The sequence below is a fragment of the Pseudoalteromonas sp. SR43-7 genome (assembly GCF_014163785.1).
GTDB lineage: Bacteria > Pseudomonadota > Gammaproteobacteria > Enterobacterales > Alteromonadaceae > Pseudoalteromonas > Pseudoalteromonas distincta.
Map to the genome: position 1 here is coordinate 24381 of NZ_JACJDY010000011.1, position 18437 is coordinate 42817.

The window sequence follows — 18437 nt, forward strand, 5'->3', positions numbered from 1 at the left end:
CAAACGTATTGTATTAAATTCAATTTGTTTAACGATATTCATAGCTTCGTTGGTTAGATCTACTAAACTGTATCAGTAGTTTTAATTTAAAGGGTGTAATGAATGCGAGAAATATCGTTAGCAAAAAAGTTACTCTGGCTTAGTGTCGGTAGTATATTTATAACTGTACTAGTGTTATCAGGCATTTTGTGGTGGCAGTTATCATCAAGTAATAAGCAGTTAGCGACTAAATCTGAAGAGTACATTACTGTAGAAGTAGAAGAAAAGCTTAATGCTCATGCAGCTGGATACGGAGAAAAAATTGCCGGCTTTATTAATGAAGCTTACCGCATTCCTTATTCATTGGCTGCTTTATTAGGTGACGCAGCCAAAAGCGAAACCCTGAGCCGCGATACGGTAGTAAGTATTAACCGCTCGATGTTAGAGCAAAATACTTTGCTTTCTTCTATATATTCGCAATTTGAGCCTAATGCTTTTGATGGGCAAGATTCGAGCTTTAAACAAGGTTACAAACATTCGGTTAATGGTAATGGCACCTTAGAGGTGTATATAACTCGCGACCAAAACGGCGTAATTGAACAGCAAAAAGTAGCCAACGCTGCCGATAAATATATTACCTCTTTAAATGAATTTGGTATTCGTGAAGCGCATTGGTATTTGTGTGCAAAAGACACGCTTAAGCCTTGTATTATGGAACCGTATTTATACGAAATCCCATCGGGCGACTCAGTAATGCTAACGTCGTTAACTGTGCCTATTTTAAAGTCAGGTCAGTTTATTGGTTTAGCCGGCGTTGATTTAACGCTCCCAACTTTTCAGGGCTTAACCGAAAAGCTGTCGAGCGAGCTTTACAACGGCCAAGCAAAAGTAACACTTTTAAGTGATATAGGTTTAATTGTAGGCAGCAGTCACTATAAATCTAAATTAGGCCGCCCATTTAAAGAAGCGGTTAGTAGCAACACTTACAGTGAGCTGGTTAAATTTAAAGGTCAACATGGCCTCTTTAAAACGCCTAGCGAGTATTTAGTTAACTACCCAATTAATATAAAACTAGCTAACACTCAGTGGTCATTAATCATAGAAGTACCTACAGATCTAGCACTTGCAGGGCCTGAAGCGCTAGAAAAAAACATGCAAGAGACAGCAACATCACTCAGATTTATTATTTTAATAACTGGCTTAGTAATTGCTGTGGTTGCTTTTGTTATTATGAAATTAGTAATAGCAGGTGTAATAGCGCCGCTACAACAAATTCAACAACGGGTTGATAACCTCGCAAGTTCTGAAGGTGATTTAACACATACATTGCATGTTGATAGTCACGCAGAGCTTATTGCATTAGCTGGTGGGTTTAATAGATTTTTAGCAAAGCTACGTGATTTAATTTCTGAGCTTAAAACGGTGTCTGATCAAACTAAGCAACAAGGTGAGATAGCGCAGCATATTGCTATTGATACTAAGCATAACGTGCAATCTCAGTTTCAAGAAATTGAAAGTGTGGTAACGGCTATGAACGAAATGAGCGCCACAGCGCTTGAAGTCGCCAGAGCATCAGAGCAGTCAGCGCAGCAAGCGGATGAAATAAATAGTTTAGTAGTAAGTAGTGAGTCGAGCTTATCATCTGCGATGACGCAAGTTAAAACGATGTCTGAAGAAATTAAAGAAGCTAACCAAGCCGTTGAAAAAGTTGCTTCGCGTAGTAAAGACATTACGCAAATATTAGATGTAATTCGTACTATTTCAGAACAAACAAATTTACTTGCACTTAACGCTGCTATTGAAGCTGCGCGCGCTGGTGAACATGGGCGCGGCTTTGCCGTTGTTGCCGATGAAGTACGTGCACTCGCTTCTAAAACGCGTTCATCAACAGATGACATAAGCCAGTTAATTGATAGTTTATTATCTGAAGTGGGTAACGCATCTACCGTTATTGAAAAAGGCGTAGTACGTGCACAAAATGCCGTTGATGAAACATCTGTAGCTTTTGATGCTCTGCACAGTGTTGTCGTTAAAGTTGATGAAATAACCAATCAAATTACACATATTGCCACCGCTGCCGAAGAGCAAAGCTTAGTGACTGAAGAAATAAACCGTAATTTAACGCTTATATCTGATGCCGCATCGCAACTTGCTGACTTATCTACACAAGCAGGGGATAGCAGCGAAGCGCTTAATGCACTTGTTGCCCAGCAAGATAATGAGCTAAATAAGCTTAAAACGTAACTTATAAATTAAGTTTTAAGCACAAAAAAATGGCCAGTAAATACTGGCCATTTTTATTTAGTAAAATAAGTATAACTTATTGAGAATGCGCGATAACTGCTATTTATAACTTTTTAATCAACATAAACATTTGGTTGATCATTGGCTCAGCAAATTGCTCTACATTAGGACGATTAAAATAACCGCGTAAACCTGTAAATTGCACCTGAAAAAAGCGCGCATATTCAACAGCGGTCAACGTATTACTTAACTCACCTTTGTTTATTGCTTGTGTAAACAACTGCGTTAAATAAGCTTCAAATTGAGCTGTTAAATCTAAGCTTAGCTCATATAGATTTGAGTCTTTTTCTGCAAACTCGCTGTTTGCTTTAACCAGCATACAAATAGCGCTTGGGCTGCAATCTTTTGTTTTAATGACCACGTTTTCAACAAATGCACGTAACCCACCAAGTACTGTATCTGCACTTGATAGAAACCCCTCTATTTGGGTTTTCATTTGTACGGTGTAATCTTTCAGCGATTCGCAGTATAGACCTTCTTTAGAGCCAAACGCAGAGTAAATACTGCCCGGGCGCATATTAACGGCTTCTTGCAAATCACGTGTTGAGGTTGCATGAAAACCTTTTTGCCAAAATAGCTGGCTAGCAACGCGAACTACATTCTCGCGTTCAAATTTAACCTTATTAGCCATATCATTCTCAATCAATTTGAACATTTGCTCAATTTTAACTTGAACAGTCGCTCAAAATCAAATACTATGTGTCTCGAAGTTACTTAAAACTATTAATTATTAGGAGCTAACCATGGCCGAATTTACTTTATACACTCAAGAAAACGCACCAGAAGAAGCAAAACCGTTACTAGCTGATTCAGTAGCAGCATTTGGTATGCTTCCTAACTTACATGCAGTAATGGCTGAAGCACCAACATTACTTAAAGGTTACCAAGTACTGCATGAGTTGTTTCAAAAAACATCATTCAACGCAGAAGAGCTAACAGTAGTATGGCAATCAATTAACGTAGAGCACGACTGCCATTACTGTGTTCCTGCTCACAGTGGTATTGCAGCGGCAATGAAGGTTGATCAAGGTATTGTTGACGCACTTGTTAACAAAACACCACTTGAAAACCCTAAGCTAGAAACTCTTCGTGAAACTACACTTGCAATGACACGTGAACGTGGCGTGATCAGCGATGAGCAAATCGAAAAATTCTTTGCCGCAGGTTACGCTAAGCAACAGCTACTTGAAATTATTGTAGGCTTGTCTCAAAAAGTAATGAGCAACTACACTAATCACCTTGCTGATACACCAGTAGACGCTGCATTTAAAAAATACGTAAAATAAATACGGTTTTATAAATGACAAAAGGCAGCCTAGGCTGCCTTTTGTGCTTTTAAATCACAGCTATTTAAATTTAACCGTTTTTGTACTGCGTGTATAAATACGTTGTTCGGGCTTTGTCCACTCGCCTTTTTTTAAATAAGAGGTCGATACAATAAATTTATCGTCTTTTAGTTCACTCATCGATTTAACCTTTGTAATACCATCTTGGCTACCAGTTACATCTTCATAAGCTACAAATTGAGTGGGGCTGAGCACTTTCATAGTGCCTTTTGTATAAAATCCTGCGGTTGTGAAATAGTAAAATACCAAAGACTCTTTTTTACTGTCGTAAAAAATCATCGACTCGCCGCCATACTCACCTTCATTAATAGAGTGCTTGGTATGTATCGCTTTACCGTTTAAAGCACGCTCCCAACGGCCAACATCTTGTATTTTTTTAGCACCTTCAGGTACTTTAAAGTCAGCCTGCCAAGTTCCTAAGTAGGGCTTAAATACGGCAAGTTCTTTATCAAGGTTGGTGGGTGTATCGGATGCATAGCTATTAAATGTTGATAAGCATAAGACTAAGAATATCGCTTTAAAATATGTCATAATTTGGCTCTTGTTTTTGTAATACCAATGCCAAGTATAGGCGATAATTAATTGATAAAGAAAATATTAATCACATTCTCATTACTTTATTTAGCCGCCATTTGGCTGGCTTATCTACTGCAATACTTACCTGTTTATATACAAATATATGTACCTGGTTATATAAGTGTATTAAGTGCTATCACTTTTTTAATGTACGCGTGGGATAAGCGACAAGCTAAGCGCTCTTCATATAAAAAAGTAAACCGCACGCCAGAGCGCACACTGCAACTACTTGCATTATTTGGAGGATGGCCGGGGGCATTACTTGCTCAACAATTACTTCGCCATAAATCGCAAAAGCGACGTTTTATAGTGGTGTTGTGGTTATGTATTTTAATAAATGTAGGGGCTTTGGGGAGTTTATTATATTATTTGGTGTAGTTTAAAATTATGCCTTTAATACATGTGAAATGTTTAAAGGCATGATTAAAGTTTAGATACTGGACTAGTTAGCCGCTTCAGTTGCTGCTACTTCATCTAAATTTACTGTTAAAATTGTCTTTTTATCGACTACAACCCACTTGCGGTAAGTTAAGTAACCTGGCTTGCTTACTTCAACGTCGTACTTACCTTCTTTAAGTTCAATGGCATCTTGGTACACAGGCGCAATGTTCATAATGCGTACGCGTGCATCACTAGGGTTAGTGATTACAGTTAATGAAATAGGTGCTACAGCTTCGACAATTTCTTCTTGTACTTGAACTGCTTCTTCTTTTGCAAGTTGCTGCGTTTCATCTACAGACGATGTAGTTGAACAACCACTTAGTATTAGTAATGCCGCTAGTGCGCTTATCTTTTTCATAGGTACTCCATAAACTCATTTAAATAGTGATAATTACGAAAAATCTTGGAGGAGTTTATGCAAAATGATCGCTCAACCCGTCGTCCTTGACCTTCGTTTGTTAAAACAAAACGTTTGTTAGTTTAATATATTTTTAGTTATTTGGTGATGCTCTCACAATAAATAGTTTTTTAAAGCATTACATTATCAAGAGACTGAGTAATAGCTTCGCTTCTTTCAACTAGTTGCTCTGCTGTACGGTACATCTTTCTTTTCATTAACGTATTTGCCATAGTGATATAACGTCTAGATAATTCTTGTTTTAAAGAAACGAGTAATGAAAAGTCTTTAGGTAATGTTGCAGACTCGGTATTGATTAATTCTTCAAAATCTAATAAATCTCTGTACTCTTCAATCGTCTCTAGTTTTTGTGTGTATCTATCAAATCTAGGACCGTAAAATACGACGGCATCTTCAGTAGGAAAATCAGCTGGTTCACCTAGGTTTACTTTCTTTTGGTAAAGCGTTAAAGCATCTATCGCCGACTCTCTTTTTAGAAGGTCTGCAAAGCCAAGTTCATTTTTTTGATTATTGGTGAAAATAGCTTTACCAACATTAAGTAAAGATTTTTGCGTGATAACATCATCTTCTTCAATCGCTTTATCTAAGGCAAGTTTATAGTTATCAAAATGCACTTCAGACGGGCGATAAACGTAGGTGCTATCGACTACACTTAAATCATTGATTAATTGTGGAATACTATTATTGTCCAGTTCACTATAGCGAGATTGCTCAAGTAACAAATCAATACGAGAAGTAATATCTGAAATTATTGATTGACGCTCTCTTAAAATGCTTTCGAGTTGTACCGATAGCTTTTCTGAATCTGGGTAATACTCCAAGGCTTTACTATAAACATTAATTGTTTCATCAAAGTCTTTAAACTTGTTAGCGCTTGTATTGATTTGATTCGCTCTGTAATCAAAGCTTTGTAGAATATTAGCTTGATTAGATCTTAATAACCCCTGTTTTAATACCTCGTATTGAGGTGGGATTTCTGCAAGCTTGTTTAGAATCTCCGGCCCATCCCAAGACATCCATGTTTCTACTTGTTGGTTTATTGCTTTTGCATTATCTAATTTTGCTTCAAGCTGCTTTATATTATTTGTATTTGATAGATAGTACTGACCAGCCAAAAGGGCTAACACAACAGTACTGGCTGCAAGTGCTATTGCCGGTTTAAAGTTACTTTGAAGCTTATCTAAAACAGGCTTTAACGAATCAGTTCTTTTTGCTGCATCTAAAGAAATTGCTTTATTAAGTGTGCCCCATAACCATAAAGGGCAGTTACTAGGACGTTTTGCCGATGTATCTTTAGGGAGTGTGTCTGCTGCAACACGATTATATGGATGTTTGCTACTTAATAACTCTAGGGCAATACACGCATAAGAAAAAACGTCATCTTTAACGGATGCTGCAGCACCTTTTAATTGTTCAGGACTTGCATAGGTTGGCGTATAACCTCCTACAGTGCCTAGGCTTGATTCACTATTAACTGCATAGGCATCTTCAATGGTTTTGTGTTTAGCAATACCAAAGTCAAGTACCTTGAGACTACCATTTGAATCAAAGATTATATTCGATGGCTTTAAATCGTTATGAATGACGCCACGAGAATGGGCATAAATTAAAGCATCGGCAAGTTGATTAAGAATCACACTCGCTTTTTTGAAAACCATTCCAGAGGGTTTGTTGCGTTTAATTATTTGCTCTAGCGTTTCGCCTTCTACTAATTCCATGGTTACGTAATGTAAACCGTTATCAGAACCTGCAGAATATACTTTTACAATATTTGGATGGGAGAGCTGTTGTGTTTTAGTTGTTTCATCCTTAAGAAGTGAAATAGCTTCTTCAGAATGAGAAAACTCTTCTAATAATACTTTAATCGCTACGAAAACTTCAGGACGACTCGCACTTTCTAAAAATAAATCTCTGGCTCGGTAAATGTAACACATACCACCTTGGCCAATAAGTTCTTCAACTAAGTAGCGATCCGAAACTTTTTTACCAATAAGGTTTAATTTATTTATTGCTTTTGACGTGCGAAGATTTGAGTCAAGCGAAGCTATCTGCGTTTTATCATTAGAACTGTTGACACCGCTCATTATAAATCCTTTTATTGTGTATATTAAAATAATCGCAAAGGTGAGTTTTTTATTTTTATCAATTCTCCCTTTGATAAGCGCTGTATTTTTACAAAAATTAGCCAACTTAGCAATGTTTCTAAAGCAGAACTTTCGTACAAAACTTTAAAAAATTAAGGGCTTTTATATTAATTATTGAAATATCGTTTATTTACAGTTTATTTTTATAAACAGCGTAAGCCTACAGGCATTGTTTTGTAACACTTCTAGGGGCTTAAAATGAATAAAATGTAATGCTAATTATTAAATAGCAATTTTTTAAATGGGAACATACAAAATATCTTTTGTAAGCTTTGAAAGGGCTTTTTTATATAGGTTTTGTTTAATTTAATTTATTTAAATTTGAGCTTTTGTATGGTTGAGTATATTTTTATATATTAATTTCAATGTTGACAATAGTTTCTCTTCTACTTTATCCTAATGAGAATGTAGATTTATGGGACTAACTTATCAAATGGAACTGATACTAAACATCACTAGTTATCATAGACTCTCTCCAGAAATTGAAGCAACTAAAACAGTAAAAGACTCTCTAATATTTGGCCGTTCAGAAGCATGTGATTGGCATTTTCCTGATCCTGAAAAAATCATTTCTAGTAAGCACGGACGCATAGTTAAAGAGGGCGACTCTTTTTATGTTTACGATACATCTACAAATGGTACTTTTGTAAATTTTGGTGTAGCTCCATTAGGTCAAGGCAATAAACAACGCTTGTCAAATAGTGATACGATCACTGTGGGTGATTTTCAGATAGAGGTAAAATTAGCTACTAATGAAAAAACACCTGACACCGATTATGGTAATTTAAGCGCTGCAGCTAGTATTAGCAAAGAGCCAGAAAGATCTTATCAGCATCCTACGGAGCATTTTTCTGAGCCAGAACAGTATTTTAATGAATCAATAATGGATGAGTCTATGCCTGCAGTTTCTATGACTCAGGCCAGTGACCTTAATTCAGCTAACCAAATACCGGAAAACTGGGATGAGCTTGCTCACTTAATGAACCCAGAAGCTGTAACTCAACAAGCACCCGTTGTAAGTAAACCACAACAAAAACCAGCTGTAGAGCAGCAAACTTCAGTTAATACACCAGTACTAGATACGCCTGTAACTAAACCTCAAGCAGTAAAGCCTGCTCCTAAACCAGTAGTGCAAAAAAATCCAACATCGCCTAGCGAAGATACCGCTTTAACTGATGCTTTTTTGAACGGGCTGGGGGTCAAAGCTGAGTTGCAAAATTCATTAAACTCACAAGAACTTTGGTTTGAAATGGGCCAAGGGTTAAATCTATTACTGACCGAGTTGATGGAGTCTCTTCGCCAAAGAGCGCTTGTAAAAAACCAATTGCGTTTAAACCAAACGATGTTTCAAACTCAACAAAATAACCCAATTAAGTTTTCGGCAGATATTGATGACGTTATTCAGAATTTATTCATCAGAAATAGTGCAAGCTTCCTGTCGTCTCAAGAATCAATCAAAGAAAGCTTTGTTGATACACGAAGACATGAACATGCTTTATTAGCAGGAGCTGACGGCGTATTAAAAGGGATGTTAGAGCAAGTTTCTCCCCAACATATAAATCAACAAATAAATGATAATTCTAACGTATTAAAAATCATCCCTGGTCAAACAGAGGCTAAGTGCTGGAAGCTATACAAAAATTTATATGATGAGTTATCTCATGATGTAAATAGTAAGGGAGCTATGGCGTTGTCAGATGATTTCTTAAAAGCATACAACGATAGAATTAAAGAATCGTTCTAGAAAGGAAAGTAGATAATGAACAAATTTAAGCTCTTTTTAATGAGTTTCAGTTTACTGTTTTTAGCCATGGGTTGTTCAACTGTTAATAAGTTTGTGCCTCCTTCTACGGATCTAAAAATTAATGTGTCTAAAAATGTAAATCCAGACACGTCAGATAGACCTTCACCGGTAGTAATGAAAATTTTTGAGCTTAGCTCGAGAACAATTTTTGATACTCAGGATTTCTTTAGCCTGTATGAAACACCTGAAAAACTATTAGGCCCGGACTTATTAAAAAAAGATGAATTAGAATTACAGCCAAACTCTGTTCAAGAATATAAAATGAGCTTAAACCGCAATACACGATATGTTGGTGTTGTTGTCGCGTACAGAAATATCGATCAAGCACGATGGAGAGCTGTAATCGAAGTTGACCCAACTGGCTATGACGATATAGATGTAAATGTTGAAGCAATTGCTACATACATGAGAGAGCAGTAAAAAAGGATTTGTACAATGAGTGATAACACTCGTGTTGCCTGGACCGAAGGAATGTTCTTAAGGCCGCAACACTTTCAGCAGTCAGATAAGCATTTTTCGCATTTAATTAAGCAAATTTGTAATGGGAATTTAGCAGATCCTTGGGGCATACTTGATATAAGTATCGATACTCAGCTATTAAGCTCAGGCCAATTTGCTATTGAGTCATTGTCAGCCATTACCCCTGATTTGCTACCTATCGATATGCCTCAATCTACCTATTTGCCTGAGCCTTTAGTGGTAGGCAAAGATGTTTATGATGAAATAATTTATTTAGCGGTTCCTGCACTAAAAGCCAGTGGTATTAATATTTCATCTTTAGATGAGGATATTGTTACGCGTTATAAACTAAGCGACTTATCTGTAAGTGATGACTCTTTAGGTGCACAAGCTCAAGAAATTATTCAAGTAGCTAAGGTATTTAGTAAGCTAGTATTGTCATCAGACGACCATGCAGGCTATATATTATTGCCACTTGCACGCATTGTTGAAGTTAGCAGTGAAGGTCAAATTAAGCTCGATCCAAAGTATATACCAGCATCGTTAAAAGTCGGTCAGTGTAAGCCATTACTTGGTTTAGTGAGAGAGATTGGCTCAATGATCAAGCAGCGCTCAGAGAGTATTGCTGTTAGATTGTGCCAAGGTTATGCGGGAAGTACTTCTGTAGCTGATTTTATTATGCTGCAAACATTAAACAAGTATGACGCTGTTTTTGAAAACTTATTATCAGTTAATAATCTTCATCCAAGCGTTCTTTATACACGTCTAATAGAGCTTGCTGGTGAGTTATCTACTTTTAGTACAGTAAACAAAAGAGTGCCTAAATTACCTAAGTATGATCATAAAAACTTAGGCCCAGTATTTAGTGAAGTAGTAAACTTTTTATACCAATCTTTAAGTCATGTAATTGAGCAAACTGCTACAGAAATAAAGTTAGAGCAAAGCAAGTTTGGTATTTCTTTTGGTGCGCTCAAAGACAAATCAGTACTTAGCTCAGGTCAATTTGTATTGGCTATTAAAGCCAGTGTTCCTCACGAGGAGCTTCGTAAGATATTACCTTCTCAAATTAAAATTGGTAGTGTTGAGACAATCCGAGATTTGGTAAATAATCAAATCCCAGGTATTACAATCAGTAACTTACCAACGGCACCGCGTCAAATTCCTTACCATGCAGGTTTTCATTATTTTGAATTAAATAAACATGGCGAGCATTGGGCTAAACTTCACTCAAGTGGTGGTATTGCTATCCACTTGTCAGGAAATTACCCCGAGTTACAACTAAGCCTGTGGGCAATAAGAACTTAACTTTTAAAAGGAAGAGTTTCAATGGACGAAACCATTATAAAACCACGTCCTGGTCGATTAGGGCGTGATGCCTCAAATAATCCTCAAGTAGATAATGATCCAGACAAAACAGTCATGTCTGTTGAGCCTGTTGCAAGTAGTATTCCTAGTAATGCAAAGGTTTCTATATTTAGAAACCCATTAATGGAAGCCGCAACAGACTGTTTCTCTTTGGTTATTTCAATTAGAAAATCAGTTGAGATGACTAACTTAGCTGCATTAAAGCATCGATGTGTAGAGGCTATCAAACGTTTTGAAGTCGAACTACGTAATCAAAATTTATCAAAAGATGTAATCAAAAACTCTCGTTATTGTTTATGTGCAATTTTAGATGAATCAGTTTTAAACTCTAAATGGAGCTCTATGGAATGGGCTGACGAAAGCTTGCTTTCGACATTTCATAAAGAAACTTTTGGCGGTGAGTACTTTTATACTTTACTTGATAATGCATTGACCCAGCCTGAGCAACACAAAGCCTTTCTAGAGCTGCAATACCACTGTTTAAATTTAGGTTTTAAAGGTAAGTACAGGCTAGATACTGTGGGTGATAATAAAGTAGAAGAATACCGCTCACAAATGTATCACTTATTAAATCAATTAGATGGGCCAATCAATAATAAGCTTTCTCCTAACTGGAAACAAAGAGTAGCCGCTGGCGTAGAATTAAGAAATCAGGTGCCATTGTGGGTTATTTTTTCTGTTTTAGGCTTACTTTTACTTACCGTTTATTTATTTATAAATATGAAGCTAAATGATGATGTTATGGCTGTTAGTGACAAGCTTGCAATCATTCATCCTGTAGCTGAAGACCAAGCAGTAGATAAAAAAGATCAGCAGTTACTTGTACTAGAGCAGCTATTACAAACTGAGATTCAAATGGGGATTGTGACGATAAAGAAAAATATCGATAGGATCAGAATCTCAATTAATAGTGAGAGCCTTTTTAATCAAGGTGACTCTAAATTGTTACCTTCATTTCAGCCTATTTTAGAAAAACTAGCGTTAAGCCTTGAAGGAACCAAAGGACGTATTTTAATAACCGGCCATACAGATGACACACCAATTAGAACTGATAAGTACCCTTCTAATTGGCACCTTTCTTTAGCGCGCGCAACGCAAGTTGCAAACTCTATGGCTAAAAGTACAAACCTCAGTGGGCGTTTATGGCCCGAAGGTAAGGGCGCAGCAGAGCCTATTGCCAGTAATTCAGATTCAGCTTCTCGGTCACTAAACCGACGAATTGAAATCGATTTATTATTTTAAGAGGCTGAAATGAGTTTTTCACAAAAAATAAAAAAAGTGACCTACGCACTTACATCTCGTACGGCAATGCTAATTATTGGCTTTTTAGCTTTATCATTATTAATTTGGTTTGGCGGCCCATTAATCGCGATAGCTGACTATGTACCACTACAAAGTATTGCAGCAAGACTGTTTACTATTATATTGGTTTTATTGGTTTTTTCTGTGTCTAAAATTTATCGTCTTGTGCAACAAAGCAAACGAGACGAAAAAATGGCTGATGAGTTAATTGATAGTAATAACGATACAAATAGCTCTGAAGTAAATGAAGAAATTACTACGCTTAAAACGCGAATGAACGAAGCTATCGATCTTTTAAAAGACGTAAAGCTGTTCAAAGGTAAAAATATTTACCAGTTGCCATGGTACATAATGATAGGCCCACCAGGGGCTGGTAAAACTACCGTAATTCATAACTCAGGACTTGATTACCCGCTAAAAGACAAACTAGGTGTTGACTTGGTTCATGGTGTTGGCGGTACTCGTAATTGTGATTGGTGGTTTACTAATAAAGCAGTTTTAATTGATACAGCTGGGCGCTACACAACGCAAAGCAGCCATGCAAAGCATGATTCACGTGCATGGGAAGGCTTTTTAGGATTACTTCGTAAGTACCGTCCTCTTAGGCCTATTAATGGTGTAATGATCAGTATGGGTATTTCTGAGCTGATGAGCCAGACCAAAACTGAGAGAAACCTACATGCTCGTGCTATTAAACAGCGCTTACAAGAGCTGCAAAGCCAATTAGGCATGACCTTTCCTGTTTACGTTATTTTTTCTAAAGTTGATTTAATTGAAGGTTTTAGAGAGTTTTTTGGCGAATTAACCGAAGAAGAGTGTGAGCAGGTTTGGGGCGTAACCTTTGAACTTGATTTAGATAAAGTCACGCAAGTAGATGCTTTCAACAAAGAATTTCACTCATTAATTTCTAAATTAACTGAAATGTTAAATCGTAGATTAATTAATGAAAGAAACGAAGAAATTCGCGCTAAGATATTTGAATTCCCTAGGCAGCTTCGTGTTTTACAAGGTGTAGGAGATGCTTTTTTAAAAGAAATATTCACTCCTAATGCATACGAAGAACTACCAATGTTTCGTGGTGTTTACCTCACAAGTGCAACGCAAGAGGGTACCCCATCTAGCTTTTTAAACGAAGCAAACGCAGGTGAATCTGGATACATTAACCAATCTAAAAGCTTTTTTATAAAGAACGTATTAGAAGGTGTAATTTTTCCAGAGCAAAACTTAGCAAGCACTAACAAACATCATGACAAGCAAAATAAATGGCTTCGTGTTGGTAGCATATCGCTTGCATGCATAGCTTTATTTGGTTTTTCAACATCGTGGTACTTTAGTTTTGCTTGGAATAGTAACTTAATTTCAGAGACTGAAGATGCGATTGCAACGTACCAAGAGCTTGATACAGCCTCATTTGACCGTAATAACTTACTAGTACTAAACGACAGATTAAAGGCTCTTAGAAACTTACCTGCAAGCAACCCTGAACTTGTTAATACACAAGAGTCTAAATCAATTGGGTTTGATAAACTAAATGAAATAAAAATGGCTTCTACACAAGCCTACGACCGTTCATTACAAACGTATTTAGAACCGTTTATTGCAAGTACCTTAATTAAAGAAATGGAAGCTCATCCTGAGCACTTAAGTTATTTATACGAAACACTTAAGTGTTACCTCATGTTGTTTCAGCCTGAATACTTTGAAAGTGAAGATATAACGGTTTGGTTTAACGCTTATTTAGAGCGTAACTTACCAGGCGATAAAAATATGCAAACCAGAGTAGAGCTGATGGAGCATGTAGCTACATTACTTGAAAACGGTGTTAGCCAAATTGAAATTGATAATCAAGCAGTACGTGTTGCGCGAGCTGAGCTAACTAAGCTACCAATTGCTGAGCGAGCATATCAACGATTACAAGCCGACTTCCTAGATAGCAGTATTCCGCCATTTAGGCTTACAGACATTATTAGTTTTGAAAGTGCGCAAAAATTTACTTTTAGAAATGACGGTGAGCTTACGCGAAGTATCCCTGGCTTATATACATTTAATGGTTTTCACGGCATTTTTAATGTTGAGAAAAGTAAAATGCTTGGCAATTTAATGGCAAGTAGCTGGGTGTATGGTGAAGAGGCAACGGGCACTTACGATATTTCTAAAGATGAGATTGAGAAGAAACTAGAGCAGCGATACTTTCAAGATTATATCTATTATTGGCAATCATTTATTGATGATCTGAGCCTGAATCAATATAGCTCTCCGGCTGAGGGGGTTAATATTACTGATGCCTTAGCTGGCTCTGAAGCGCCTATTAAAAATATTATCACTGCAGTACAAAAAAATGTGCAGCTAACTAAATTACCAGTATCTGATAACCAAAAGGCTGCAGGTAAAGTTGCAGCAAATGCTGCTGAAATAGCTATGCAAACCAAAGCTAATCGTATCAAGCGATTTTTACCTGACGAAGCCCCTAAATTTGATATTAAATTACCGGGTCACCAAGTTGAAGAAGCCTTTGAAGATGTAATAAAAATTGATGCTCAACAATTAGATAATATTCAGAAAAACCTAAGAGAGTTAAACGTTTACTTAACCAAACTTGATAGAGGCGATCAGTTAAAGTCGTCAATTAAAGACCAAATTAGCGGTAAAAGTAAGCCTAGCTTTATTCGTCAGCTTGAGTTTCAAAGTCGAGATTTACCTTACCCGTTTAATAGTTGGCTGTTAGATATAAGTAGAGATACTAGTAACATAACTAAAAATAGTGCCAACAGACATTTAAACGAGATGTGGAAAAGTAAGGTACTACGCGAATATAACGCTGCAATTGTTGGCCGTTATCCGTTTTCTCCATACGCAGATAAAGAAGTGAATATGAAAGATTTCACTCGATTTTTCGGCCCAGGTGGAACAATTGATAGCTTTTTCACCAATTATATTGCGCCAAGTGTAGATATGAGCTCAACGCCATGGAAATTTGAAAAAGATATAGGTATTAGCCGAGATACATTAGCGATGTTTGAACTGGCGAATCAGATTCAAACAGTCTTTTTTGATGGCGGAAGTGCAACACCAAGAATTGAGTTTGGCTTAAAACCATTAGAATTAGATCGTACCATCTCTAGCTTTATGCTCGAAATTGACGGTCAGTCAATGACTTACAGGCATGGTCCACTTAGAGTAACAAATTTTGTATGGCCTGGAGCAAGTGGCCAGAGTAAAACACGAGTTGTATTTACTCCTCCAAATGGTGGTCGTTCTATAAATACAACTTACCAAGGTGAATGGTCGCTATATCGCATGTTAGACGAGTTAAGTGCTAAAAGAGCAAAAACACGTGAAGACTTAGAGTTACATTTTTCACTCATGGGAAACAATGCGAAAGTCGAGTTATTGCCTAAATCAATCAGGCATCCATTTTGGAATAAAAGTGTAGAGAAGTTTTCATGTCCGACCCGATTATAAATATTGGTTATCTTGGCAAAGTACCTAGTTTAGGTGATTTTGTACAAGATAGCGTTTCGAAAGAGTTTTCAGAGCATTGGGAGCAGTGGCTGCAAGCAGCCATTGCAGTGAGTAAAGAACAGCTAGGTGAAGTATGGCAAGATAATTACTTAATTGGACCAGTATGGCACTTTGCATTATCGCCAAACATTGTTGGTGACAAAGGCGTTATGGGGACTCTATTACCGAGTATGGACGCAGTAGGTAGACACTATCCCTTCACAGTTGCTAGCACATTAGAATTTGCACCTATAGATGTTTTAAACTCAGGTGTGTTTTCTTTAGAGTATGAAGACACTGTATTAAAAGTGCTTGATAGTTCGGTTGATTTATTCTCTTGGCGTAAAGAGGTTGCTAAGTCTCTAAGCTCTATAGCAGGAGTTAAAAAGCAGGTTAGTTTTTTAAATTCTGTAGATAAAAATAAAAGTGCAGAAGCATTTGAGTTCTCAGGTGATGAGTTATCAAGTCAAGTCCTCCAAGATGCAATGCATGCTCTTTTGTTAAAAAAACACGGTGATTACAGCGTTTGGTGGACACATGGCTCTTATAATATAAAACCTATGGTACTCATAACGCCTGGCTTGCCTGCGGTAAATCAAGTTGCAGCAATGTTAGATGGAAGGTGGAAACACTGGGAATGGAACTTTACACAGGTAAAAAATAGTGATTAGCAAGTTTAGTACAAGTTATGCAATTACCCACCGAGGCGCTGTGAGGCAGCTTAACGAAGATGCGCATGTAGAGATAAATAACCATAACTTATGGGTTGTCGCAGATGGGATGGGAGGTCACGAAGCAGGTGAAGTTGCCAGTCAGCTTGTTGTAGATGTAATAAGAGCAAAAGTTGAAGAGCTACCACTTGAGAAGCTTGAAGTATCTCACATAGTTGAAGCCATTGAAGATGCGAATAGGCAATTAAACGAATATAGCGCCCAATATTTAGGTAGCAAAACCGCAGGAAGTACAGTTACTGCCTTATTTCTTAAAAATAATAAGTACTATGTTTTGTGGGTTGGTGATAGCAGAGCTTATATGCTTCGAGATGGCCAACTTAAGCAGATATCGAGAGATCACAGCCAAGTAAACGATTTAATTGATGAAGGGATTATTTCAGTAGAAGAAGCCAAGACACATCCATTATCAAATGTAATCACAAGAGCTGTGGGTGTTACTGCGGATGTAAAAGTAGACGTTATTCAAAATGAAGTAAAAACGGGCGATATATTTTTACTTTGTTCAGATGGGCTCACCGGTGAGTTGTCTGATGAGGACATATGTTTATCGCTAGAGCCTAGTAGCATTATTGATTCTGGTATGGCGCTTATGCATTCATCTTTAGTTAGAGGTGCAAGAGATAATGTGACCTGTATTTTAATTAAGTACGACGAAGGATACGCTGGTCATAAATCAGAAACATTCAACATTCAAGATGAAGCTACTATCCCGCTTTTTTCTAAATAACGATTTTAAGTTAAAAAATTTGGTTTGTATTTTATATTTGAGTTTTTACTTTAATTACATCTATTAATTAATAAGTATATTAAATTTTAATTGTTTATATAAAGGCAATAATTAAGGTTTAAACTCAATTGTAACTAGGCTTGTAATTTATTATAAAGAATGTAATATGAAATCCGCTCCGCTTTATTGGAGTTTTATGGATAATTATTAGGACGACGGAATGTTTTTATTTGAAGAGTATATTTCCCCTATTTCAGACACCGAGGTTGCAGGTATTGATCCTCGCTCAGATGTCTCGCCTACGTCGACTTATTACGCCTTAAAAGATTTAAGAAACCAGCTTCGCGCAGCAGAAAGAAATGCATTAGTGGATGAAGAAGGTATTTCCTCACTAGCAAGAGATTGGCTTCCTTTATTAGAGCAATGTAGCAAAGCAATAAAAACACAAAGCAAAGATATCGAATATTTAGCTTGGTTTATTGAAGCACTTTGTCGAATTCATGGCTTCAAAGGCTTAGCTTTTGGTTTTAAAGTTGCTCATAACTTGCTCGACAATTATTTTGATGAATTATACCCGTCACTCGATGACGATGATGAAGTGTCAGACAAAGTATCTGCATTGGTTGGCCTTAATGGTTCAGCAGGCGAAGGTACATTAATAATCCCGATAAAAAGTATCTATCTGACCGATAGCGCCAGTATGGAGTCATATTCTTTTTGGGAATATCAGCAAGGCTATGATATTTCTCGTTTAACAGATGAGAAAAGAGAGAAAAAGCTTAATTTAGGTGCTGTTGACTATGAGCTCATTGAAAGAAGTGCTGCAGAAACAAGTACTGAATTCTTCGTTACTTTAAAACAAGACATTGAAAACGCGATTGAGCAATTTGCTTTATTAAGCGAAGTATTGGATAGAGTAACTGGACAGCCACAGCCAACATCAAATATAAAACAAGCATTAGAAGTTAGTCTTGCTGCTGTTGAGCATGTTGCTGCAGATAAGCTTGAAGCTGCTGATAAGGCAAAAGCTGCATTAAACGAAGTGCAAGAAGTGGTTCAAAGTGAAGACGACGACGGTCAAAGTGTTACAGAGCAAGTTGTAAAAGTTAATCACGAAATTAACTCAAGAGAAAGTGCGATTAATAAACTCAAAGAAATCGCTACTTTTTTTAGAAAAACAGAGCCGCACTCACCTATGTCGTACACCATAGAACAAGTAATTCGATGGAGCGAATTGTCGCTGCCTGAATTATTAAATGAATTAATTACAGATAGTGATGCTAGGACTGGGTACTTTAAGTTGTCTGGCATTAAAATCAGCGAAACTGAAACATAAG

15 protein-coding genes are annotated in these 18437 nt (G+C 37.0%); 11 read left to right on the forward strand and 4 right to left on the reverse strand.

Annotated elements, in window-relative coordinates:
* The first annotated feature begins 102 nt into the window (after positions 1-102).
* Entirely contained in the window at positions 103-2223 is a 2121-nt protein-coding gene (locus tag H5087_RS09980) for a methyl-accepting chemotaxis protein (protein ID WP_033020875.1), read from the forward strand.
* A gap of 103 nt (positions 2224-2326) precedes the next feature.
* Here the strand turns inward: H5087_RS09980 and H5087_RS09985 are convergent, their stop codons facing one another.
* On the reverse strand, positions 2327-2914 hold the full coding sequence (locus tag H5087_RS09985) for a TetR/AcrR family transcriptional regulator (protein WP_170071197.1): 588 nt from the start codon (positions 2912-2914) through the stop codon (positions 2327-2329).
* Positions 2915-3026: 112 nt separating this feature from the next.
* On the opposite strand from H5087_RS09985, the gene H5087_RS09990 reads away from it, so the two are divergent.
* On the forward strand, positions 3027-3569 hold the full coding sequence (locus H5087_RS09990) for a carboxymuconolactone decarboxylase family protein (RefSeq protein ID WP_024595406.1): 543 nt from the start codon (positions 3027-3029) through the stop codon (positions 3567-3569).
* A gap of 60 nt (positions 3570-3629) precedes the next feature.
* Here the strand turns inward: H5087_RS09990 and H5087_RS09995 are convergent, their stop codons facing one another.
* A complete protein-coding gene (locus H5087_RS09995) occupies positions 3630-4160 on the reverse strand; it encodes a hypothetical protein (RefSeq protein WP_182671921.1) in 531 nt (176 codons plus the stop codon).
* A 51-nt stretch (positions 4161-4211) separates the two neighbouring features.
* Here H5087_RS09995 and H5087_RS10000 point away from each other — a divergent pair, with 51 nt between their 5' ends.
* Positions 4212-4583, forward strand: coding sequence for a DUF1294 domain-containing protein (locus tag H5087_RS10000; RefSeq protein WP_182671922.1), 372 nt, complete (start codon positions 4212-4214; stop codon positions 4581-4583).
* 64 nt (positions 4584-4647) lie between these two features.
* On the opposite strand, the gene H5087_RS10005 is transcribed toward H5087_RS10000, so the two are convergent.
* Together H5087_RS10005 and H5087_RS10010 are read right to left on the reverse strand one after the other, a co-directional pair.
* Positions 4648-5004, reverse strand: a complete 357-nt coding sequence (locus H5087_RS10005) for a PEGA domain-containing protein (protein ID WP_024595403.1) — start codon at positions 5002-5004, stop codon at positions 4648-4650.
* Positions 5005-5174: 170 nt separating this feature from the next.
* Positions 5175-7148 (reverse strand): serine/threonine-protein kinase, encoded by a 1974-nt coding sequence (locus H5087_RS10010; protein ID WP_024595402.1) that lies wholly within the window; start codon positions 7146-7148, stop codon positions 5175-5177.
* 493 nt (positions 7149-7641) lie between these two features.
* Between H5087_RS10010 and tagH the strand changes: the two genes are divergently transcribed.
* The 8 genes from tagH to tssA all read left to right on the forward strand — a co-directional run bounded on the left by tagH (position 7642) and on the right by tssA (position 18436).
* Positions 7642-8952: a type VI secretion system-associated FHA domain protein TagH gene (gene tagH, locus H5087_RS10015; protein ID WP_182671923.1), complete on the forward strand. Its 1311-nt coding sequence runs from the start codon at positions 7642-7644 to the stop codon at positions 8950-8952.
* 15 nt (positions 8953-8967) lie between these two features.
* Entirely contained in the window at positions 8968-9432 is a 465-nt protein-coding gene (tssJ, locus tag H5087_RS10020) for a type VI secretion system lipoprotein TssJ (RefSeq protein WP_182671924.1), read from the forward strand.
* Between the two features lie 15 nt (positions 9433-9447).
* Positions 9448-10776, forward strand: a complete 1329-nt coding sequence (gene tssK, locus H5087_RS10025) for a type VI secretion system baseplate subunit TssK (protein ID WP_182671925.1) — start codon at positions 9448-9450, stop codon at positions 10774-10776.
* A 21-nt stretch (positions 10777-10797) separates the two neighbouring features.
* Complete coding sequence (gene tssL, locus H5087_RS10030; RefSeq protein WP_182671926.1) at positions 10798-12078, forward strand: type VI secretion system protein TssL, long form; 1281 nt, start codon at positions 10798-10800, stop codon at positions 12076-12078.
* Between the two features lie 9 nt (positions 12079-12087).
* Positions 12088-15600, forward strand: a complete 3513-nt coding sequence (gene tssM, locus H5087_RS10035) for a type VI secretion system membrane subunit TssM (protein WP_182671927.1) — start codon at positions 12088-12090, stop codon at positions 15598-15600.
* Positions 15582-16310, forward strand: coding sequence for a type VI secretion system-associated protein TagF (gene tagF, locus H5087_RS10040; RefSeq protein ID WP_182671928.1), 729 nt, complete (start codon positions 15582-15584; stop codon positions 16308-16310). Before tssM ends, tagF begins: the two co-directional genes overlap by 19 nt.
* Positions 16303-17100, forward strand: coding sequence for a PP2C family serine/threonine-protein phosphatase (locus H5087_RS10045; protein WP_024595081.1), 798 nt, complete (start codon positions 16303-16305; stop codon positions 17098-17100). Before tagF ends, H5087_RS10045 begins: the two co-directional genes overlap by 8 nt.
* A 220-nt stretch (positions 17101-17320) precedes the next feature.
* A complete protein-coding gene (gene tssA, locus H5087_RS10050) occupies positions 17321-18436 on the forward strand; it encodes a type VI secretion system protein TssA (RefSeq protein ID WP_182671929.1) in 1116 nt (371 codons plus the stop codon).
* Position 18437: the final 1 nt, after the last annotated feature.